This window comes from uncultured Winogradskyella sp. (genome assembly GCF_937958655.1).
Lineage (GTDB): Bacteria > Bacteroidota > Bacteroidia > Flavobacteriales > Flavobacteriaceae > Winogradskyella.
Genome location: NZ_CALGNH010000010.1, coordinates 17,792 through 39,561, shown reverse-complemented (window position 1 = coordinate 39,561; position 21,770 = coordinate 17,792). Strand labels below are relative to the sequence as shown.

The following is a 21,770-nucleotide window of genomic DNA, read 5'->3' as shown; positions in this document are numbered from 1 at the left end:
AGGTTGGTTGTGCTGTTATTTCCACCTCCTTTTTTAATACCAATTTTTGAAGATTTTTTAGGACACTTACCTTTAATTACTGATTAGGATTTATTCCAAATTGTCCAAGCTTTTTCCGCTTGTAATTTTAGCATTTCTAATCCGTTAATAGTAGTTGCGCCTTTGCGTTTACCATAGCTCAAAAATTTAGTTTCCTCTGGGTTATAAATTAGATCGTAAAGAATATGGTTTTTGGATAATGCATTGTATGGTATATCTGGGCAGGCTTCTACATTAGGAAAAGTGCCAATTGGTGTACAGTTTATAATAATATTATAGTTAGATATAATGTCTTTTGTGAGATCTAGATATGTAAACTTTACGCCTTCTTTTTTAGAACGCGATACATAATTATACGTTATGTTTAGTTTTTTTAGTGCGTATGCAATGGCCTTAGATGCACCACCAGTACCAAGAATTAAAGCGCGTTTGTGCTGTTTTTTTAAATGTGGTTCTAAGGATTTTTTAAATCCGTAATAATCGGTGTTATATCCTTTTAATTTGTTGTTATGTGTTATTCTAATGGTGTTTACGGCACCAATTTTCTTTGCACGTTTGTTTAAGCTATCTAAAATAGGAATCACTTCCTCTTTGTAAGGGATAGTAACGTTTAATCCTTTTAAATTTGGTGTGTTTTTAATAATAGCATTAAGCTCTGTTATAGCTTGAAGGTCAAAATTCACATAAGTATATGGTAGATTTTCTTGCTTAAATTTCTCAGCAAAATACCCTCTTGAAAATGAGTAGGAGATTTGTCTTCCTACGAGTCCAAATTTAAGTTTTATGTTGTCTTGTGTGTTGTCCATACCATTCTAATCCTAAAACAATAGCTATACCTAAAGCAATATAGGCCATAGCAATGTAAGTTTCTGATGTTATTTCTGGTAAAAAGCGTTGATAGTTTTCAATCACTTGTTTTCCAGTGGAATCTAAAATAGAATTTCCATTAATATCGGTTTTGTAAATCGTTTTTTTCCAAGGCCATACTACGCCTAAGGATCCAATAATAAAGCCTGCTATAGTTGCAAGCGTTATGTTTTTATAATGTTTTAGTATGTAGTTGAGTATATGAGAAAAGGTGACTAAGCCTGTAACAGAACCTAGTGTAAAAATACTCAGTACTTTTAGCATTCGTACTCTAGCTTCATTTTTTAAAAATTCAAAATTACCTGAAAAAATGTCTGCTATTGTATCGTAAAGGGCATTTACAGAGTCCACAAGAAGTAAAACATAATTCCCCAATAAAATAAGAATAAACGAACCAGAAAAACCAGGGAGCGTCATACCAGAGACACTAACAATACCGCAGAAAAAAACAAACCAAAGATTATCATTTTCTTTAGACGGATCTAAAAAGCTAATACCCAATCCAACAAGCGCACCCAAAGCAAGTGCGGTAATCGTTTTACTATTCCAAGCCTTAAAATCTTTGGTTATATAATAAATAGAACCAAGTATCATTCCGAAGAATGTACTCCAAACATAGAGCTGATAATTAATTATAAGATAGTCTAGTAGTTTAGAAACACTAAAGTAACTAATAATCATCCCAAGAAAGAGTAAGCCCAGAAACTTACCATTAATATAGTTGTAAAGACTTTTAAAACGTCCGTTTAATAGTAATTTAAGTGCGGTGCTATTGACACGTTGTAGAGAAAAAATAAATTCTTCATAAAAACCAGCTACAAAGGCAACAACTCCACCAGAAACTCCAGGAACTTTATTAGCAGCTCCCATGGCCAAACCTTTAATGACCAAAAACATACGATCCTTAAAAGTTCTTGTTTTCTGCATTAGAGCTTATTTTTATTACGACCCAATCGTTCTAAAATGAGGATAGTAGCAAAACCAATACTTATAAATACTAGGGCAGTTATTAATTGGCTATCTCCTTTGTAAGAGGATGGCAGTATGCTTTTATCTAGTAAAGTAACCACTTCGCCCTTGGAGTTAATTCGGGTTTTTAAGATGTCTTTCCAAGGCCATATTTTATTTAAGGACCCTATCATAAAACCGGTTAAAATGGCGAGTGTAAGATTCTTTTGATGTTTAAACATCCAGTTTAATGCTTTAGAGAATACCTTTAGACCTATGACTGCACCAACTGCTAGGAGTATAAAATTTAATAATGCCTCTTTAAATAGCTCCATATTACCATTAAGCAATCCATCTCTTAAATTATTAATAGTGTCAATTGCAGTTTGATAAGTGCCTAAAATCAATAAAATAAATGCACCAGAAACGCCAGGTAAAATCATGGCAATAATAGCAATAAATCCACAAAACAATAGGTAAAACGGACTATCTGGTGAAGCAAAAGGTTCTGCTTTTGTAATGTAATATGATAGTATTGAGGTAACTACAATTGCTAAAATCAATTTTGTAGACCAACCATTTATTTGCTTAGCGATATAAAGTATACTGGCTAAAACTAGTCCAAAAAAGAAAGACCACAATAGTATGGGCTCATTGTGTAACAGCCATTTTATGAGTTTGGCCAGAGATAAAATACTAATGGCTATACCCATAAAAAGGGCTAATAGAAATGTACCGTTTATAGAGGTCCACGCTGTTTTAAAACCGTGCTGTTTCCAGGTTTTTAAAACACCTAAATTGACCTTGTCAATACTTTCAATAAGTTCTTCGTAAATACCAGAAATAAATGCTATTGTACCACCAGAAACGCCAGGCACTACATCAGCTGCACCCATAGCAATACCTTTAAAAGTAATGATTAAATAATCTAAAAAGCGTCTTTGCATTTTAAAAAAAATAAGAACTGCAAGGTATGCATTTTTTTAGTTGGAGAGTCTATTCCCTTCTGAAATTATAGCTCTAATCATAGGTCTGTCATTAAGATTTGGGAAAAGCTCTGGGACAATAAAACTATAATCAGGATTTAGTTTAATCGCATTTTTTAAATGAAAACGACCTTCTTCAGTTTTATTAATTGTAAAGTACAAACCACCAAGCCTAAAACTAATTTCGGCATTTTCTAAGTGAAATTCTGAGGCTTGTAATAAATTATGTATTGAAGCTTGGTACTCGCCTAATGCTATTAAAATGTCTGATCTGTCTAACCAAGTATCGAGTTCGTAATTTCCAAGTTCTAGGGTTCTCTTGTAACCCATATCTGCTTCTTCAAGAAAGTTAAGACGTTTATTAATAGTAGCAAATAACTTCCAGTACAATACGTTATCACCATCTATATTCACTGCTTTATTAATGTAATGTAACGCTTTTGCATAGTCTAAACGTTTCATATAAAACTTTGTGATTGCTATCCATCCTTGATCTAATAGGGCATCTTCATCAACTGTTTTTTTGAAGAATTGAAGTGCTAAATCGTCTTGGTTTAATTTTTCATAGCAGTACCCAATTCTTAATAAAGCAAAAGATGTAGGCTCTTCTAGTGCTAAAGTTACTTTATAGTTTTCTATAGCTTGTTCGTAAAGTTTTAATTTTTCTAAAACTTTACCTTTTTCCATATAGGCTCCTATAAAGGTATCGTCTGATATTATGGCAAAATCAAACGCTGCATTTGCCTTTGCGTAATCTTTTATAGTAAAATATTGTCGTCCTAATTGATGCCATGCTACTTCGCAATAAGGGTTAGTGTCTAAAAATGTATTGAGGTAACTTATAGCTTCTTCATTTTTATCTAAAAAATCGTAGCAGTAAACAATATTGTGTAGTGTTGAATAGTCCGAAGTATCAGTTTCTAAACATTTTTTAAAATAAATTAGTGCGTTTTCAAATTGATCTAAAAACAAATATTCCATACCAACGAGTGCAAATAAATCTGCATCTTCAGATGGTGTTGTAGACATGTCAATAGCTATTAATAGTGTGTCAATAGCTTTTTGGTGTTCGTCTTGTTTAGAAAGTACATTGGCTTTCTGAATAAAGATCTCTTCATTAGTAGGTTCTATATTATGAAGCATGTCTAAAATATCGTCTGCCTCGGAGAATTTATTTTCAATAACTAATATCTCTACATCAAATAAACGCAAATTAACAGAGGAAGGATGTTGTTCTAAACCCAGTTTTATGGCGCGTTTAGCCAAAGCGATTTTACCATTCTCCAGATAATGGTGAATGATATTTTCAAATTCGCTTGAATCAAAAAACAAAATATCATTTGTCTTTAGCATTGACTCAAAGCGCGTAAGTGGAAAATTTTCGTCGTTTTGACTGTAATTCATAAATTGGTTTAATATTATCTAATAGCCTTTAACTGATACTTCAAATGTGTTTCTTTTTCAGTTGTATTTAGAAACGATAATTCAAATTTGACATGAACAATTTTAAAATCTATGTAGATATTACTTCAATAAAATTACAGTTATCGTTTACTCTTTATCGATTATTGCCTTAATGTTTTTAACAAATTAATTAACATTAAAATTTTAGCTGTAAAAACGATTTTTTATTCTGAAAATCAATTAATTGAGGCTGGTTTTAGGGTGTTACAGGCGATCTAAAATTGAAGTTATAATCTTACAGCCTTTAATGATTTCGTCATTAGAAATGGTTAAAGGTGGTGTAATTCGTATGGCTTTTGGTTCAAAAAGTAACCAGAATAAGATTAACCCTTGGTCTTGTGCTTGTAGTATAACTTGGTTGGCTATTTCTGCATGTTCTACTATAGCGGCAAGCATTAAACCTTTGCCTCTTATTTCTTTAATATAGTTGTGTTGAAGATGTTGCCGTATTAATTGTTCTTTCTCTAAGGTTTTAGGCATTAAGTCAGACGCTGTAATTTCTTTTAATGTGGCTAGTGCAGCGGCTGCAATAACAGGGTTGCCACCAAAGGTTGTAATGTGCCCAAGTTTAGGATTGTTACTTAAGGTTTGCATCATAGCTTTAGAGGCTGTAAATGCTCCAATGGGTAATCCGCCACCAAGACCTTTGCCAGTGACGACAATATCTGGTTGGCAATTATAATTTTGAAAACCAAAAAGTTGCCCTGTTCTTCCGATACCTGGTTGAATTTCATCTAATATAAATAGAGCACCAACGCTTTTACAGCGGTCTTGAACCTTTTTTAAATAATTAGGATTAGGTTCAATAAAGCCTGCACCACCTTGAATGGTTTCTAAAATAACAGCTGCCGTTTTTTCTGTAATGGCATGTAAACACATGTCGCAATTAAAAGTAATGTGCTTTATACCTGGGATGAGCGGCTTAAAGGGGATTTTGCGTTCTTCGTAATCCATAAGGCTTAGCGAACCCATAGTATTGCCATGATACGCATTTTTTGCAGCAATAATTTCGCTACGTCCTGTGACACGTCTTGCTAATTTTAAACTCCCTTCTATGGCTTCTGTCCCAGAATTTACTAAATAGGTGGCCTCAAGCGGGTTTGGTAAGTGTTTAGAAAGTAATTTACAAAGTTCTACAGCGGGTTGTTGAATGTACTCACCATAAACCATTACATGTAGATATTTGTCTAATTGTACTTTTATGGCATCAACAACTTTTGGATGCGAATGGCCCAAAGCACAGGCAGATACGCCTGCTACAAAATCTAAATACGCGTTGCCGTGTTTGTCGTAAATGTAAGACCCTTTAGCATGGCTAATTTCCATCGCCAAAGGATGAGGTGTTGTCTGAGCCTGATATTTAAAAAAATCGTTTTGCAATAATTAGCCTCCGTTTTTTTCTGCAGTTTTAGATTTTTTTACGGTTTGTTTTAGCGGTTTTAAAGCTGCTTTTTTAGGTAAATTTCGTGCGGCCTTATTGGGTTTGTTGGGAGCGCTTTTACCAGCCTCTTTTATACGCTCAGTAACACTATTGTCAATAAAATCTTCTGGCGGTACATAGTCTTTAAGACCCCTTATTGTTGGTAACTCAATAGGTTGGTCATCCTTAAAAAGATCCTCTATTGAGTTTAGTCGTTCCGCTCCTCTCCAATCAAAACCGCGTAATTTTCTACCGCTTTTTGGGAAGTCGGGTTCAGGATAAATATTTCCGTCTATTTGATTAATAAATCTTACTTCATCAATGGTTTGGTCTACAATTTGAATATTTAAACTACCTGATTTAGATTTTTGGATGCCTATAAGGTCATTGTCTTCATTCCTTAGGTAACGAATGGTTTCTGCGTTCTTAATAACGTCAACATTATAAAGTTCATTATCTCTAAAAAGACCTATTAAGCGTTGCCCTTTTATTTGGTTATAACCGTCATCACTTATAGTGTCTTTACTTACTAAAAATGCATTGTTAAAAACTTTTAAAGAATCTAGTTTTTCAGTCTTAACATTAGATATTAAATGAATCGTATCTCCGGTCATTTGGTTATCTAAATTCCACAATACAGGTTTTCTTGCTGCTGCAAATACATCTGCGGTATTATAACGGCCCAAATTTATAAATTTTGTTAGACCCCTTTTATGATCTACGTTTATAGAGTCTGCTTTGCCAGCTAAATCACTCTTATATAATCTCGCTTTGTAATATGCTCTGGTTATACGATTATCTGCTTTGCCTGTAACCATAAGGGTGTCGGCATGTAAATAGACTGAATCTCTGTCTTGTACTGTAATTGCTAAAGCGCGCTTGGTGATAAATAAGGAATCTTTATTTCGCCAAACTTCTGCATAGTGTCCTTTAACTAAGCTATTATTTATGGTGTCGGTAACCGTTATGTTATTTGTAGCCGAGGCAAAACTTCGGTTTCTATCAAAGTATAAGCTATCTCCTTCAATAATTCTATTGTCATAATTTATTTTAGCATTGCGTTGAAAATGGCCTTTATTACTTTTAGTATCATAAAAACCACGTTCGGTATATATTTTACTTTCTTCACCAACTATAGTGGAGGGACCAAAAAGGTAGGCATGGCCATTATCTGGAAAAAAGTCTAAGCGCTCCGTGTTTAAAGTATAATCTGGGTTAACAAGGACGACATCTTTGGTGAATTGGTACTTTTTGGCATTCATGTAATAGCGTCCTATCTGGCTTGTTATGGTGCCAGACGAATCTCGTACTACCTTGCCTTTGGTGTTGTAATAGGCTAGTTGCCGTGTTCTGTCATAATAGAGTTTATCCGTTGTTAGTACGGATTGTGGTTCTGTGAGTACAACATTTCCTCTGGCATATGCTAATGCTGTTTTTCCGCTATACTCAACATATTTGGCAACCATATTTATAGAATCTCCTTGTTTTATTACAACATTGCTAAAGGCTTCTATAAAATCTTGATCTTCGTAATAAATGGCTTTATCGCACCACATGTCCACACCTGCATGGATAAAATGTACTTGCTGAGATTCGTCTCTAAGGAAGACCCTTGCACCTTCCTCTATGGCTTCGTCCGAATATCCTATACCAGCATACTCAATGACAATACGTTGCTGCTTTTGCGGAAAAAGCATGAGCGTATAACAAAATGAACTAATAAGAATAAGATTCCTGATTTTATTCAAAGCTGTATGTTTTTTACAAAGTAACATTTAAAAATGAGCTTTAGTATCGGTTAACAGTTTATTTAACAAAATCTAAGAGGGCAATAACTATACCGTTTTCCTCACAATCGTCTGCTTACGGTCTGGGCCAACAGATACTATTGTAATAGGAATATGAAGCTCGTTTTCTAAGAATTCAACATAATCATTAAATGCTTTTGGCAACTCGGAAGCTTCTGTCATACCTGTTAAATCCTCGGACCAACCGTTTACTTCGGTATAAATAGGAGTCACGTTTTCTTCTTCAATATTGTATGGCAAATGATGAATAGTGTCTCCTTTGTAGTTGTATGCTGTACAAACTTTTAAAGATTTAAAACCAGAAAGTACATCTCCCTTCATCATTATAAGTTGTGTAACACCATTAACTTGGCAAGCATAACGCAATGCTACTAAGTCTAACCATCCGCAACGTCTAGGGCGTCCGGTTGTAGCTCCAAACTCATGGCCTACACGTGCCATAGTTTCACCATCTTCATCGAATAACTCGGTAGGGAAAGGGCCAGAACCTACACGTGTGGTATAAGCTTTAAATATGCCAAATACATCACCAATTTGGTTTGGTGCTACACCTAAACCTGTGCATGCACCAGCAGCTGTAGTGTTTGATGAGGTAACAAATGGGTAAGTCCCGAAATCAATATCTAATAGAGAGCCTTGTGCTCCTTCTGCTAATATAGATTTACCAGAGGCTTGTGATTGATGGATATATTCCTCAGAATCTATAAATTTTAAACGTTTTAAGGCTTCAATGGCTTCAAAAAAGTCGACTTCTAATTCTTTTAAATCGTATTGAATATCCACGTTGTAGAAAGCAATCATAGCTTCGTGCTTATTGGCTAAAGCTCTGTATTTTTCTTTCCAGTCTGTTAATTCAATATCACCAACTCTAATACCGTTTCTACCTGTTTTATCCATGTATGTTGGGCCAATACCTTTGAGCGTTGAGCCTATTTTGGCTTTACCTTTAGAGGCTTCACTAGCTGCATCTAGCAGTCTATGGGTAGGTAAGATGATGTGTGCTTTTCTAGAAATACAAAGTGAAGCTATGTAATCTACATTTTGTTCATCTAATTTATCGAGTTCCTTTTTAAAAATAACAGGATCTATGACAACACCATTACCAACAAGGTTAACTGTATCGTTATGAAAAATACCCGAAGGTATGGTATGCAAAACATGCTTTCTTCCATTAAAAACTAAGGTGTGTCCTGCATTAGGACCTCCTTGAAAGCGTGCAATAATATCGTATTTAGAGGTAAACACATCGACAATTTTTCCTTTGCCTTCGTCTCCCCATTGTAATCCAAGTAGTAAGTCTACTGCCATTATATAATTAGTTAGTCATCTGTTTTACGATTACCGTAAAAGTAAAGTGAGTGATTTGTAATTTCAATATCAAAAACCTCTTCAATGGTTTTTTTTATGGATTGAATGCGCGGGTCACAGAATTCTATAACTTCGCCAGTATCCGTAAGGATGACATGGTCGTGCTGTTTATCAAAATAAGATTTTTCGTAATGCGCTTGGTTTTGACCAAACTGATGTTTGCGAACTAATGCACATTCTAATAACAACTCAATTGTATTGTAAAGTGTGGCTCTACTTACACGGTAGTTTTTGTTTTTCATTTTAATATATAAAGATTCAATATCAAAATGTTCTTCACTATCGTAAATTTCCTGAAGTATGGCATAACGCTCAGGAGTTTTCCTGTGGCCTTTGTCTTCAAGGTATTGTGTAAATACACGTTTTACAATTTCCTGATTATTTTCTTCTGTTGTTGCATTCATAATTAAGCTGCAAATTTACATAAAATTATAGGATATGAATTATTTTAACGCGCTTTAAGTCTTAAAGAAATGAACAAGTTTTCAAGATTATTTTAAAATTTAAAGCTATACTCGAGATACCTTATCTATACCATTTATTTTCTTAAGCTTGTTTATAAGGTTCTTTAGCATGGTTTGGTTTTTAACTTCTACAACAATATCTCCATTGAAGATCCCGTCATCACTAGAAAAACTGATACTTTTCATATTAACATGTAGATTTCCTGATATGAGTTTGGTTATATCGTTGACTAAACCAAGATTATCAATACCAGATAATTTTATATGCGATGTATAGGTGCGTTGTGATGAATCTATCCACTTAGCTTGCATTATTCTGTAAGCATAATTAGATTGCAAACTCACGGCATTTGGGCAGTTTTTTTTATGCACTTTTATACCATCGTTAATGGTGATAAAACCAAATACTTTATCACCAGGAATAGGATTACAACAATTAGCTAAAGTGTAATTGAGGCGTTCTTCTTCTTTGCCAAAAACCAACATGTCGTACTTAGAGGTAATTTCCTCTTTGTCAATATCCTTAAGTACGTCTGGTTTACGTATTCTATTTTTAATATAACTCATAAAAGCATTGCTGCGAGAGGCAGCAAAAGCCTTTAATTTTGTGTTATCTATAGAGCCAATACCTACTCTATAAAATAGGTCTAATGATGTTTTTAATTTAAAGTAATTAACTAGCTCATTAATCGATTTTTCATTTAATGTAATTTTGAGTTGTTTTAATTTACGTCTCAATATCTCTTTGCCTTCAGCAGAAATTTCTTTGGTATGTGCATTGAGTGCAGATTTAATTTTACTACGAGCTCTGGCTGTAGTGGCATAGTCTAACCAGTTAACATTAGGTTTTGCATTTTCTGACGTTAGTATTTCTACACGATCACCACTTTGTAACTCATGGCTTAGAGGTACTAATTTTCCGTTAACTTTAGCTCCTCTAGTTTTCATACCAACTTCGGTATGGATGCTAAAGGCAAAATCTAAGGGCGTTGCACTTTTTGGCAACGATTTTAGATCTCCTTTAGGCGAAAACACAAAGATTTCTTTAGAATATAAGTTGAGTTTAAATTGCTCTACAAAGTCTACTGCATCTGCTTCATTACTCTCTAAAGCTTCTTGTAATTTATTTATCCATAAATCTAGGTTGTCTTCTTTATCTGTTGCATTTTTATACTTGTAATGGGCCGCATATCCTTTTTCTGCAATTTCATTCATACGCTCACTACGTATTTGTACTTCTACCCATCGTTTTTTAGGGCCTACAACAGTAATGTGAAGCGCTTCATAACCCGTAGATTTCGGCGAAGAAATCCAATCTCTTAAACGTGTTGGGTTGGGTGTAAAATGATCTGTTACGATAGAATATATTTTCCAGGCTAAAAACTTTTCATTTTTAAAATCGGATTTGTAAATAATTCTTACGGCAAATTTATCGTACACTTCATCAAAAGAAACCCCTTGCTTTACAATTTTACGACGTATACTAAAAATAGATTTTGGTCGTCCTTTAATTTCGTAATTAAGTCCTTCTTTATTTAAGGATGTTTCTATGACTTTAGAGAATGATTTAATGTAAGCGTCTTGTTCTTCTTTACTGTCTTCCATCTTACCCAGTATGTCATTGTAGACATTGGGTTGGGTATATTTAAGACCTAAATCCTCTAGTTCGGTTTTTATGTTGTAGAGTCCTATTCTGTGCGCTAGAGGTGCGTATATGTATAAGGTTTCTGATGCAATTTTAACTTGCTTATCTGGCCGCATAGAGTCCATGGTTTGCATATTGTGCAAACGGTCTGCAATCTTAATAATAATAACGCGAACATCATCATTTAGCGTTAATAACATCTTACGGAAGTTCTCGGCTTGTAGTGAGACATCCATATCCTTTTTTAGAGACGAAATTTTGGTTAAACCATCTACAATACGCGCTACAGTTTCACCAAAAAGCTGTTCCATGTCTGCAATGGTGTAGTCTGGATTATCCTCAACAACATCATGCAGAAGTGCGGCAGCTATAGACGTTGCATCCAAGCCAATTTCTTGCGCTACAATTTTAGCAACAGCAATAGGGTGAAAAATATAAGCCTCACCAGATTTACGACGTTGCTCTTTATGCGCATCAACAGCCACCTCAAAAGCCTGACGAATTAATTTTTTATCGTCTTTTGTTAAGGTTTGGTAGCTTACTCTAAGTAACTCTTTATAAGCTTTTGCAATTTCTGCATTCTCTTTTTCGATCTCCACGTCTGTCATAAGACTAAGGTAATGAATTGGTTTTTAATGGGCAATGGGTTTTTGGATGTGAATTTTTTGAAAATTAATCATGAAGATAAAACGGTATAGATTTTTTCTAAAGTTTTTTGATTTATCTTTTTTGAGCAATTCTCGTTTATAATAAATAGAAAATCCTCACGATAATTACTTACAGATTTTCTACTCCCATAAACATGTTTTCTGTAATTAAGAATTTTATTTTCAGTTGAAATACCAATTTCACTTTGAATATAAACGCCAAGGATATTATCAAATTTTAGCTGACTTAACTTTGATTGAATTTTATTTATTGATTTTATTGGATTATTTAAATATAAAAACAAGGGGTTTAGAGGAATATAAATTATTACATTATTTTGATTTAAATTTTGATTGGCCTTGTTACCTAGTTTGTTATTTATAATTCTATCAATTTCATTAAAATTTAAATCGATTGATTCAATATTTAAAAAAGGATATTTCTTAGATTCAGACCATACCATAAGTTCTTGTTCATTAGATAAATTGGTTATGGCAATATCAATATCAGAATTCGAATAATATTCAATCAATTCATTCTCAGAAACTCTTTCTTTTATAGATTTTAAATCTATCATTATTTCATTTAAACGTTTCTGATCAAAAGATTTTAATATTTTTCCGGAGAAAAGAGTTTTTATTGGAGGTTTCGATAATTCTCCAAAGATATTATGATAGTTGCGTCTGTTGGATATTCTTTCTTCACTATCATTTAATCTGGTTACTTCGATATAAAAAGTTTCATTGTTTATTAAATCTACAATTTTTAAGTCAGAACCTTTAACCTCTTTAAATGGTTCAATTGTAATTTCAAAATTTGTATCAATAAATTTGCTTATGATCTGAATAAATGGAAGTCCTTCAGCCTTGAAATCGGATCCTTTATTCAATTTGCTTCGCAATGCATCATACTTGTTGCAAGCACTCTTTATTTGTTTTAATGATTTTGCTAGCCAAATAAACCAGAGAAATGATTCTTCCGTTCTATTTGCTAATCGATTTATGATTGGATGAACAGAACTACCACTTTGATTTTTCAAAAAGCCTTTACCTAGTTCTGTTTTCAAAAAGGTGTATGCATTCTCTAATTCTAATTTGAAGTTCTTATCAAATCCAGTAGTTTTTTGAGCAAATTCAATATGTTTATTCCAGTTTTTATAGTCTTTAGGATCCTTGAATATTTCAAATTGAATTTTAGACATTACTTCTTTAAATTTTTTATCCTATCTAAAAGTTTAGGATGCGAATAATGCATAAATACATACGCTTTATGAGGAGTTAAGTTGCTCAGACTATTCTTAGAGAGCTTTTTTAAAGAGCTAATCAGCGGTTCACCTTTGTAAGTGTTTTTAGCATAATTATCAGCTTGGTATTCAAAAACACGTGAAACGTAATTCATTATTAAACCAGTTAGTTCTGAAATTGGTGCATATAGCAAACCAAAAGCTACTAAACCAACATGAAAACTTGGTGTTTCTACTCCAATAGCATTTGATAATAATGGGTTGGAAATAAATATAGATAATATATATAAGGTTAGGCCTGTAAGTAGGATGGAAGCTGCTAAATTAAAAATGATGTGCTTGCGTTTATAATGACCAACTTCGTGCGCCAAAACGGCAACGATTTCTTCATCTTCTAAATCATTGACTAACGTATCATAGAGTGTTACACGTTTTTCGCTCCCAAAACCAGAGAAATAGGCATTCGCTTTTGTGCTGCGCTTAGAACCGTCAATGATAAAAATCTTGTTTAAGCTAAACCCTACAGACTTGGCATATTCAGAAATTTTATTCCGCAAATCGCCTTCTTCTAAAGGGGTTTGTTTATTAAATAATGGTACAATGAGTTTAGAGTAGAACATATTCATAAACACAGTAAAAGCAGTTACAATTCCCCAAGCATAGAGCCAAAATTGATTGCTTGTAATCTGGTAAAACCATATAATTAAAGCAATGATACCTCCTCCTAAAATAATGGACATTATTAATCCTTTTAGTTTATCTAGGACAAAAGTTTTTTTAGTGGTTTTGTTAAATCCAAAACGTTCTTCGATAACAAAGGTTTTGTAGTAAGAAAAAGGTGTGCTTAGGATGTCGCTAGCAATCAGTATAATTCCAAAGAAAATTAATCCTATACTAATTGGCTTTTTAGAATAGCTTCTGGCAATATCATCTACATATTCAAAACCATCAAAACACAGAAAGCCTAGGGTTAAGACTAATGAAAATAAAGAGGACCAAGCTCCAAATTTATAATTTGTGGCTTTGTAGCTCTGAGATTTTTTGTATTCACGGTCGTCGTAAACATCATTGAGTTCCTCTGGTATTGGGTCATTAAAATGCCTAGCATTTAACGCATCAAGGATTTTGTCTTTAATGAAGTTGATGATGATAATGGCAATTATTATGTAGAATAGGGTTTGTGCGGTCATATAAAAATTTCAATTTAAAATTTTAAATCTCAAAATTCAAAATTAAGGGTCATTGCGAGATACGAAGTACTCTTTTCTTTATGATTTTCAATTTAAAGATTGCTTTGTCCTATTGTCTTCGCTATACTATTTATTTAAAATTTCGTTGTCTTTTGGCTTCAAAAATAAGAATTCCGGCAGCAACAGAAACATTCATAGAATCTATAACTCCTTGCATGGGTATACTAATATTTTGGGTTGCGGCATCTCTCCACTCTTGTGTTAATCCTGTAGCTTCTGTACCAACAACAATGGCCGTAGGTAATCTGTAATCTTGCTGATGATATGGCTCAGATTCTTGCAAAATAGCAGAGAAAATATTAAAATTAAGTTTCTTAAGGAAAGCTATAACATCTTTAGAACTTGCAATGGCAATTTCTGTAGTAAAGACACAACCAACACTAGAGCGTATTATATTTGGATTATATAAATCTGATTTAGGATTTGCTATAATCACCGCATCAATATTAGCGGCATCGGCAGTTCTTAAAAGTGCACCTATATTTCCTGGTTTTTCGGGTGCTTCAGTTACTAAAAGTAATGGATTTTTAGAAGTAAGTTTTAAATTTTGTAGCGTATGAAATTTTGAATTTACCACAGCTATAACACCTTCGGTAGTGGCTCTATGTGCTAATTTTTGGAAAACTTCTTTTGATATTTCAATAATCGAAATATCATACTGTGTCATAGCTTTAGCTTCACTCTCAGAAAATAAGTCAGGGAAAAACAATAGTGTTTTAATAATATAACCACCTTTTATGGCTAAAGACAGTTCGCGTTTGCCTTCAATAAGAAATTGCGCTGTTTTTTTACGTTGCCTAGACTTATCCTTTAAAAGGACCAATTGTTTTATTAAAGGATTTTGAGGACTTGTTATGCTTTTTATCATAATAACAACAAAAGTAATGTAATTTTGGATTTATTTATTCGTCTAAATAACTACTAAAACCATATCATGAAAAATTTACTATTTCTATCTCTTTTTACAATTTTAATCACTGCGTGTAAAAATGATACTAAGCCACAGTCCACTGTTATTGAAACGGTTACTAAAGAAGATATTACTACAAGCATCTATCCTAAAACTATTGCCAAAGTTTTTGATGCGCATGGTGGTATTGATACCTGGAATAAAATGAAAACTTTAGCCTTTACCATGGATAAACCCAATGGTAAAGAGGTAACTACCACTAATTTAAAAACAAGAGCTGAACTTATAGATACACCAAGCTACGCCATGGGATACGATGGTGCAACGCTATGGTTGAATGAAAAAGATAATCAAGAATATAAGGGTAATGCCAAGTTCTATAAAGGTTTAATGATGTATTTCTATGCGATGCCTTTTATTGTTGGTGATGAAGGTATTATTTATGAAGATGTAGAGCCTTTAGTTTTTGAAGGTAAAAGTTATCCTGGGATTTTAATCTCTTATGAAGCTGGAATTGGAGTTTCACCAGATGACCAATATGTTGTCTATTATAATGCTGAAACTGGCCAAATGAAATGGTTGAGCTATACAGTAACCTTTGGTAAGAATGAAAAAAGCACAAACTTTAAGTATATACGCTATAATGACTGGCAAACGGTTAATGGACTAATATTACCAAGTAGTATTAGTTGGTACAACGTTGAAGATAATGTGCCAACAGAATTAAGAAATACCGTTAATTTTAAGGATATTGTACTAGGTGAAGAAGCACCAGACGAGAAAATATTCGCAAAGCCAGAAGGAGCGAAAATAATAGAATAGAATTCCGTATTGTCAATCTGAATTTATTTCAGTAGCTAATTATAAGTTTTAAAGTGAAGACTCTGAACCTAGTTCAGAATGCAAAAAAAGCGAGCCAATTGGCTCGCTTTTTTTAGTCTTATCACAAAAGTAAAACTATAAATATGATTACAATTAATACTGTAACTATTTATGTAATTTTAGTAGTGCCTATAGCTATTTCTGCAATAAATTCTAATAGTACTGAAATTGTATGTTCCTTCAATTTCTAGTTCTGTCCATACTTTTCGGCATAACGCTTCCAAAGTGTAGTTTGGTGAGATTCTAAACTTAAAGATCTACCATCAATAAAGGCATGAGTCACTAAATTAGTACGCATATCTAAAGCATCGCCTTCACTTATAAATAGTGTTGCACTTTTACCTTTTTCTAAGGTGCCATACATATCATCAATACCCATAATTTTGGCGGCATTGCTAGTGATTAATTGCAGAGCCTGCTCATTAGTTAAGCCATAAGCAACCGTAGTGCCTGCATAGAAAGGTAAATTTCTAGAATTCATACGTTCCATTTGTCCACTAGGCTCTAGAGCTACCAACACACCTGCATCTACTAACGCTTTAGCTTGTTTAAAAGTATAATCATAATCATCATCTTCTAATTCTGGTCTTGTATGTACGCGCTGTAACATTACTGAAACGTTATTTTGTTTCAGCAAATTAGCAACTTTACTGGCTTGATAACCACCTACAATAGTAACCTTAGAAACCCCTTGGGATTTTGCAAAATTTACAGCGTCTGTTATTCCTTTTTCGTCACCAGCATTTATGTATAAATGTTTTGAACCGTTAAACAGACCAGCCATAGCTTCGTATGGTAGATTGGTTTCTTTTTTTTCTCCATTATTATGGCTTTTAGCTTCGTTAAAGTAATCGGTAAGTTCCTTAACCTGTTTAGAATAGTCCTTATTTGGTTTTAGACTTGGGTCTTCACCCAGCCACCAACGTCCTCTGCTAAAGCCGTTTGGCCAATTAATATGGATACCATCGTCTGTTTTAATGGCGGCGTCTTCCCAGTTCCAAGCGTCGTATTGTACAATCGATGAGGTACCTGTAATGCGTCCACCTCTAGGTACAACCTGTCCTAAAAGTACTCCGTTGGGACGCATAGATTCTATGACTTTAGACTCTGCATTGTAAGCTATAATACTTCTAACATGTGGATTAAAAGTGCCCATTTCTGATAAATCGTTAGACGCCTTCACAGCATCAACTTCTACCAAACCTAAGGTGCCATTTGATACTATAAAGCCTGGGTAAACATGCTTGCCTTTGGCATCAATAATATCTATAGCTTGCTTTGTTACTGGTGTAGAATCAGCAAGTCCGATGGTTGTGATTTTACCATTACTTACTACAATAATGCTATTTTCTATAACGTCACCATTGCCTACGTGTACTGTTGCACCAACTATTGCAAAATCTTTAGTTTGCTCAGGTGCTGGTGTTTGCTGTGCAAAACTTAAGCTTATACACAACAAAAACAATACGCTATTTATTTTATTTAGTAGTTTCATTTGATTTTAATTTTAGTTGTGATTATGAGTTGAATGTTCATTGTCCATAGAATCGCAATGCAATAGCTCTTTTTCTTTCTTTTTAATGGGCTGTGTCTTTAGACCCTTGTTTTTATCTTGAAGCATTAGACGCACGAGCTCGCTTTTTTCTTTCTTAATGGAGTCACGCATTTGTTTATCTTTTTCAATGTCGAAATAGGTAACACCTTCAATAATTGTTTTTTCTGCTTTTGCATAAATTGATAGCGGATGGTCAGACCATAGAACTACATCTGCATCTTTACCAACCTTGAGACTACCAACACGGTCGTCTAAATGCAATAGTTTTGCAGGATTTAAGGTTACAAACTTTAAGGCATCTTCTTCACTAACGCCACCATATTTGATAGATTTCGCTGCTTCTTGATTTAAACGACGAGACATCTCTGCATCATCACTATTTATAGCAACAACAACTCCTGCATTATGCATAATGGCTGCGTTGTATGGTATAGCATCATTCACTTCATATTTATAAGCCCACCAATCGCTAAACGTAGAACCACCAACTCCATGATCTTTCATTTTATCAGCAACTTTATAACCTTCTAAAATATGGGTGAAGGTGTTGATGTTAAAATTGAATTTTTCAGCAACCTTCATTAACATATTAATTTCACTTTGAACATAAGAGTGGCAAGAGATAAAGCGTTCTTTATTTAAAATTTCGGTTAACACCTCCATTTCGGCATCTTTACGATACGGTTTACCACTTTTCTTTGCATCGTTGTAAGCTTTTGCTCTAGTGAAGTAATCCATAAATACTTGTTCTACGCCCATCCTTGATTGTGGGAAACGTTCATTCCTACTAGAGCGCGATTGCTTCACATTTTCGCCCAAAGCAAACTTTATGAACTTTGGAGAATTAGCATATACCAAATCGTCAGCAGCTTCTCCCCATTTTAGTTTTATTATGGCTGAACGTCCACCAATAGGATTAGCAGAGCCATGCAATATCTGAATTGAAGTGACTCCGCCAGCAAGATTACGGTAGATGTCAATATCTTCATCGTCGATAACATCTTCAATTGTTACCTCTGCTGAAGAATTATGACCACCTTCATTAATAGATGCAGCTGCAATATGCGAGTGTTCGTCTATAATACCTGCAGTAATGTGTTTTCCTGTGGCATCAATTACTGTAGCATTTTTGCTAAAGAGGTCTTTACCAATTTTAGCAATCTTTCCATCTTTGATTAATACGTCTGTGTTTTCAAGAATACCATCACTTTCGTTGGTCCAAACCGTAGCATTTTTAAATAATAAGGTTTCTGACTGTGGTTTTGTATTAAAACCAAATGCTAGATTGGGATAGGTAATCGGACTCATAAACACATCATTAATTTTAGAGGGCTTATCGTTTTTATCTATTATTTTGATATCAGCTACGTTTTGAGTTTTACTGGCGTAAAACGTTAGCTCGTTTCCGTTAGGAAGTATGGCTTTACCGTTAAGACCATTACCACTTGCTGTGTTAGCAACAACACGGATATACTCTTTTTTTAAACTATCGGCTGTTTTAAAAGTGAGATTAACCCAGTCGTCTGCATAATTTATTTTAGTTCCCAAGCTATTAGTACCACTTTCTATTTTTGCATTAGGTTTTGACGTGCTACCTGAAATTGAAAGCTTGTAGTCGTTACCTGCGAGTTTAAAAGTATAATCACCATCAATATCTCTAACGTTTAAAGCGTTAATAGTATGTGGTGTGCCTTGAACCCAATTTTCAAACAAGGTTGTTTTTTTATCAAAAACATCACCAGAGGTGATTAAGAAATTGGCATAACTGCCAGACTTTAAGGTTCCTAATACGTCAGATTTACCCAATAATTTAGCTGGTACAGTAGTTAAGGCTTCTAAAGCCTTTTGTTTTGAAAGCCCACTTTCTATGGCTTTCATTAAATTAGATTTAAAGGATTTTTTGGATTTTAAACCGTGGGTTGTTAGTGTAAAATTAATAGCATTCTCGGCTAAAAGTCTTGGGTTATGCGGTTCTTGGTTCCACGCACGCATATCGCTTAACGAAAGTGTAGACGCTAGTAATGCATTATCAACGTCATAGGCGAGTCTAAAATTAATTGGTAAAATGATAGTAGCATTTGTACGCTTAACTTCGTTAATACGTTCATATTCGTCACCACCACCTACAATTGTGTATTGCACGTTAGAATCATCTCCAACCTTGTCTGCTCGCATTAAATTTGCTCTGCTGCCAGCTTCAAAAATTTGTAATAATTTTTTATTCCCATTTAAAGCCTCTAGTGCTAAATCTTTAGTATCTGCGTTATCATTGGCATACCAACTAGCGTCGTTATACATTTGTCTGAGCAATGCCATACTTCCCATAATTGAGGATGGATAAGCTTGGCGAGACGTAACACTTTTAGTAAACGAAAAATGTTGCGTTGTCTCACCGTCTATAACACGCTTAGAGTTATCGGCATCATTATTTAATGCTATGAGTGCACCAGTACCTCGTGCAATACCATCTGGCAAATGTGTATTAACAACACCAAAACCAAGTTGGTGCATCTGTGAAGCTGTTTTACTATCGTATGTAAAGCTTGCCATTACATCTTGTTCTGGCATAATGTGGTCGTTCCAATAAAAACCACTGCGGCCTGCGCCATAACGTGGGCCAGTGCCACCGCGTTCTGGTTTTTTAACGCCAAAGGTTGTGTAGAGGTCAATAAAAGAAGGGTAAATACGTTTACCAGTAAGGTCTATTTTAGTAGTATTTTTAGGTATATTAATCGCTGTTCCTACTTTTACAACTTTGCCATCTTTTATTAAAAGTGTGGCATTATTTAGAGTTTCTGTTGGCGATACATGTATGGTTGCATTGGTAAATGCGGTGTAATTAGAGTTGTTTGCTTTAACGCCTGTATTACTCGGAAAGTAATCTTGAGCAAATAGTGAAAAACTGCACATAAAAATGAGCAGTTGAAGAAGTGTTTTCGTCATAAATAAGTTGATTTGTTTGTACCTCTAAAGATAATGAATAAACAACAAAAGAGAAATCCTAAGAAACTAATTTAACGTTTTAAAGAGGTTTGTTATTGTAGTAATTAACCAATAGAGCTACGACGTAACTATAGCTTTTCATACCTGCCGATTGGTTATTAACTTTTAGAAAATTGTCAAAAGTTTTTTCAAAAATTGGTTCTAAAGGGTTTTCATAAGATTTCCAAAATAGTGCAACGTCTTCATAATTTTTAAGAATACCTTTATTTATAGTAGCCAGTATATCTTCGTAGACGTCTTGGTCTCTTCTATATAATTCGACTAGGCAATGACGGAGTCCAAAAGTGTATCCAGAGTATTTAAAATAGAGATCTTCATTACTAATTGCCGCTAAGCAACCAATAAAATTAGCTTCATTTTCTGCGGCATAACCTAATTGATGAGCCACTTCGTGGCAAGACGTTGTGATAAATTTATACCGAGGTATAAGTGCGTCTACCTGTGCTTCATTAGTAAAAGGGTTAAAATAGCCTGCAAAGCCCATATAGGTTAAAGGTGTACTGTAAATAGAATTCTTAATACTTTCTGGCTTATATTTAAGTTGCGGATACGTTTTAGCGAGATGATCATAACCCGTTTTTACTTTTGAGAATACTTCAGATTTAGTATATGGTATTTCTATTTTTATAGTATCATTTACAACCAGTTGTTGGTGTATTTTATTAGACGTTTCTACGAGTCGTTTGGTAAAGTCTATTAACTGTTCGGTTGAGTAGTCTGCTTTAAGTTGTAACGATTTGTAAAGCGGTTGTCTATAATAGTTTAATGCCCATAACATATGAAATGCTAAATAGGCTATAGATAAGGTAGCGCTAACGTCTAACAACCAATTTTTGGTGTCTTTAATTATGCGTTTTCTATTAATAATTAACCATCTAATTATATATATACCAGCTAATGTGTACAAAATGTCACCAATAGAAATGGGTAGCCAACCAAAGACATAGCGCATTAACTTAGAAATAAAAAGGTAGAGACCATTGCTGTAAAATTGTTCAACAAATTCTGGATAATTTTTTAAAATTGAAATCAATAAAATCTGAACACTAAGAAATAATGTGATGACTAGTTTTTTGTTTTTCAGCATAAATCAAAAATAGAAAAAACTTGGCATACCTCGTTTTTATGTAGCGTGTAATTGGAGTGAAGTTAAATCTACGTTTTTAAAGAATATTATAGCATGAGATGCTGAATCTACCGAAACTTCGGGACGGTATGACCTATTAATATATCGTGTTTTCGTAATTTTACAATCCAAAAGACTATTGTA

16 protein-coding genes are annotated in these 21,770 nt (G+C 33.9%); 1 reads left to right on the top strand and 15 read right to left on the bottom strand.

The features are described 5' to 3' along the window. Positions 1 to 83: 83 nt before the first annotated feature. From Q0800_RS02110 to Q0800_RS02055, 12 genes are all read right to left on the bottom strand, one after another. Entirely contained in the window at positions 84 to 845 is a 762-nt protein-coding gene (locus Q0800_RS02110; RefSeq protein ID WP_299127186.1) for a shikimate dehydrogenase, read from the bottom strand. Next, positions 814 to 1,833, bottom strand: coding sequence for a DUF368 domain-containing protein (locus Q0800_RS02105; RefSeq protein WP_299127184.1), 1,020 nt, complete (start codon positions 1,831 to 1,833; stop codon positions 814 to 816). Before Q0800_RS02105 ends, Q0800_RS02110 begins: the two co-directional genes overlap by 32 nt. Further along, positions 1,833 to 2,801 carry a DUF368 domain-containing protein gene (locus Q0800_RS02100; RefSeq protein ID WP_299127183.1) on the bottom strand — a complete coding sequence of 323 codons (969 nt, stop codon included), beginning with the start codon at positions 2,799 to 2,801 and terminating at the stop codon, positions 1,833 to 1,835. The genes Q0800_RS02105 and Q0800_RS02100 overlap by 1 nt, the downstream gene beginning before the upstream one ends. A gap of 36 nt (positions 2,802 to 2,837) precedes the next feature. Further along, positions 2,838 to 4,244, bottom strand: coding sequence for a tetratricopeptide repeat protein (locus Q0800_RS02095; RefSeq protein WP_299127181.1), 1,407 nt, complete (start codon positions 4,242 to 4,244; stop codon positions 2,838 to 2,840). Positions 4,245 to 4,508: 264 nt separating this feature from the next. Next, positions 4,509 to 5,684, bottom strand: coding sequence for an aspartate aminotransferase family protein (locus Q0800_RS02090; protein WP_299127180.1), 1,176 nt, complete (start codon positions 5,682 to 5,684; stop codon positions 4,509 to 4,511). A gap of 3 nt (positions 5,685 to 5,687) precedes the next feature. Further along, entirely contained in the window at positions 5,688 to 7,472 is a 1,785-nt protein-coding gene (locus tag Q0800_RS02085; RefSeq protein WP_299127178.1) for an OstA-like protein, read from the bottom strand. 87 nt (positions 7,473 to 7,559) lie between these two features. Next, positions 7,560 to 8,840, bottom strand: a complete 1,281-nt coding sequence (locus Q0800_RS02080; RefSeq protein WP_299127177.1) for an adenylosuccinate synthase — start codon at positions 8,838 to 8,840, stop codon at positions 7,560 to 7,562. A gap of 11 nt (positions 8,841 to 8,851) precedes the next feature. Continuing rightward, on the bottom strand, positions 8,852 to 9,304 hold the full coding sequence (locus tag Q0800_RS02075) for a transcriptional repressor (protein ID WP_299127174.1): 453 nt from the start codon (positions 9,302 to 9,304) through the stop codon (positions 8,852 to 8,854). A gap of 105 nt (positions 9,305 to 9,409) precedes the next feature. Next, the gene (locus Q0800_RS02070) at positions 9,410 to 11,617 is read right to left on the bottom strand and encodes a RelA/SpoT family protein (RefSeq protein ID WP_299127172.1); all 2,208 of its coding nucleotides are present in this window, start codon (positions 11,615 to 11,617) and stop codon (positions 9,410 to 9,412) included. A gap of 68 nt (positions 11,618 to 11,685) precedes the next feature. Beyond that, complete coding sequence (locus Q0800_RS02065; RefSeq protein ID WP_299127171.1) at positions 11,686 to 12,858, bottom strand: hypothetical protein; 1,173 nt, start codon at positions 12,856 to 12,858, stop codon at positions 11,686 to 11,688. Continuing rightward, positions 12,858 to 14,090, bottom strand: a complete 1,233-nt coding sequence (locus Q0800_RS02060) for a M48 family metallopeptidase (protein WP_299127169.1) — start codon at positions 14,088 to 14,090, stop codon at positions 12,858 to 12,860. The genes Q0800_RS02065 and Q0800_RS02060 overlap by 1 nt, the downstream gene beginning before the upstream one ends. A 130-nt stretch (positions 14,091 to 14,220) precedes the next feature. After that, complete coding sequence (locus Q0800_RS02055; RefSeq protein ID WP_299127167.1) at positions 14,221 to 15,018, bottom strand: RNA methyltransferase; 798 nt, start codon at positions 15,016 to 15,018, stop codon at positions 14,221 to 14,223. Positions 15,019 to 15,084: 66 nt separating this feature from the next. Between Q0800_RS02055 and Q0800_RS02050 the strand changes: the two genes are divergently transcribed. Then, positions 15,085 to 15,882 (top strand): DUF6503 family protein, encoded by a 798-nt coding sequence (locus Q0800_RS02050; protein WP_299127165.1) that lies wholly within the window; start codon positions 15,085 to 15,087, stop codon positions 15,880 to 15,882. A gap of 247 nt (positions 15,883 to 16,129) precedes the next feature. Here the strand turns inward: Q0800_RS02050 and Q0800_RS02045 are convergent, their stop codons facing one another. From Q0800_RS02045 to Q0800_RS02035, 3 genes are all read right to left on the bottom strand, one after another. Beyond that, the gene (locus Q0800_RS02045) at positions 16,130 to 17,437 is read right to left on the bottom strand and encodes an amidohydrolase family protein (protein ID WP_299127163.1); all 1,308 of its coding nucleotides are present in this window, start codon (positions 17,435 to 17,437) and stop codon (positions 16,130 to 16,132) included. 12 nt (positions 17,438 to 17,449) lie between these two features. After that, a complete protein-coding gene (locus Q0800_RS02040) occupies positions 17,450 to 20,440 on the bottom strand; it encodes an amidohydrolase family protein (RefSeq protein WP_299127161.1) in 2,991 nt (996 codons plus the stop codon). 79 nt (positions 20,441 to 20,519) lie between these two features. Beyond that, positions 20,520 to 21,587, bottom strand: a complete 1,068-nt coding sequence (locus Q0800_RS02035; RefSeq protein ID WP_299127160.1) for a DUF3810 domain-containing protein — start codon at positions 21,585 to 21,587, stop codon at positions 20,520 to 20,522. Between the last annotated feature and the right edge of the window lie 183 nt (positions 21,588 to 21,770).

Coding starts and splice junctions, on each gene's coding strand:
- Q0800_RS02110 (WP_299127186.1), bottom strand. CDS start 845: ATGGACAACACACAAGACAACATAAAACTTAAATTTGGACTCGTAGGA.
- Q0800_RS02105 (WP_299127184.1), bottom strand. CDS start 1,833: ATGCAGAAAACAAGAACTTTTAAGGATCGTATGTTTTTGGTCATTAAA.
- Q0800_RS02100 (WP_299127183.1), bottom strand. CDS start 2,801: ATGCAAAGACGCTTTTTAGATTATTTAATCATTACTTTTAAAGGTATT.
- Q0800_RS02095 (WP_299127181.1), bottom strand. CDS start 4,244: ATGAATTACAGTCAAAACGACGAAAATTTTCCACTTACGCGCTTTGAG.
- Q0800_RS02080 (WP_299127177.1), bottom strand. CDS start 8,840: ATGGCAGTAGACTTACTACTTGGATTACAATGGGGAGACGAAGGCAAA.
- Q0800_RS02075 (WP_299127174.1), bottom strand. CDS start 9,304: ATGAATGCAACAACAGAAGAAAATAATCAGGAAATTGTAAAACGTGTA.
- Q0800_RS02070 (WP_299127172.1), bottom strand. CDS start 11,617: ATGACAGACGTGGAGATCGAAAAAGAGAATGCAGAAATTGCAAAAGCT.
- Q0800_RS02065 (WP_299127171.1), bottom strand. CDS start 12,858: ATGTCTAAAATTCAATTTGAAATATTCAAGGATCCTAAAGACTATAAA.
- Q0800_RS02060 (WP_299127169.1), bottom strand. CDS start 14,090: ATGACCGCACAAACCCTATTCTACATAATAATTGCCATTATCATCATC.
- Q0800_RS02055 (WP_299127167.1), bottom strand. CDS start 15,018: ATGATAAAAAGCATAACAAGTCCTCAAAATCCTTTAATAAAACAATTG.
- Q0800_RS02050 (WP_299127165.1), top strand. CDS start 15,085: ATGAAAAATTTACTATTTCTATCTCTTTTTACAATTTTAATCACTGCG.
- Q0800_RS02045 (WP_299127163.1), bottom strand. CDS start 17,437: ATGAAACTACTAAATAAAATAAATAGCGTATTGTTTTTGTTGTGTATA.
- Q0800_RS02040 (WP_299127161.1), bottom strand. CDS start 20,440: ATGACGAAAACACTTCTTCAACTGCTCATTTTTATGTGCAGTTTTTCA.
- Q0800_RS02035 (WP_299127160.1), bottom strand. CDS start 21,587: ATGCTGAAAAACAAAAAACTAGTCATCACATTATTTCTTAGTGTTCAG.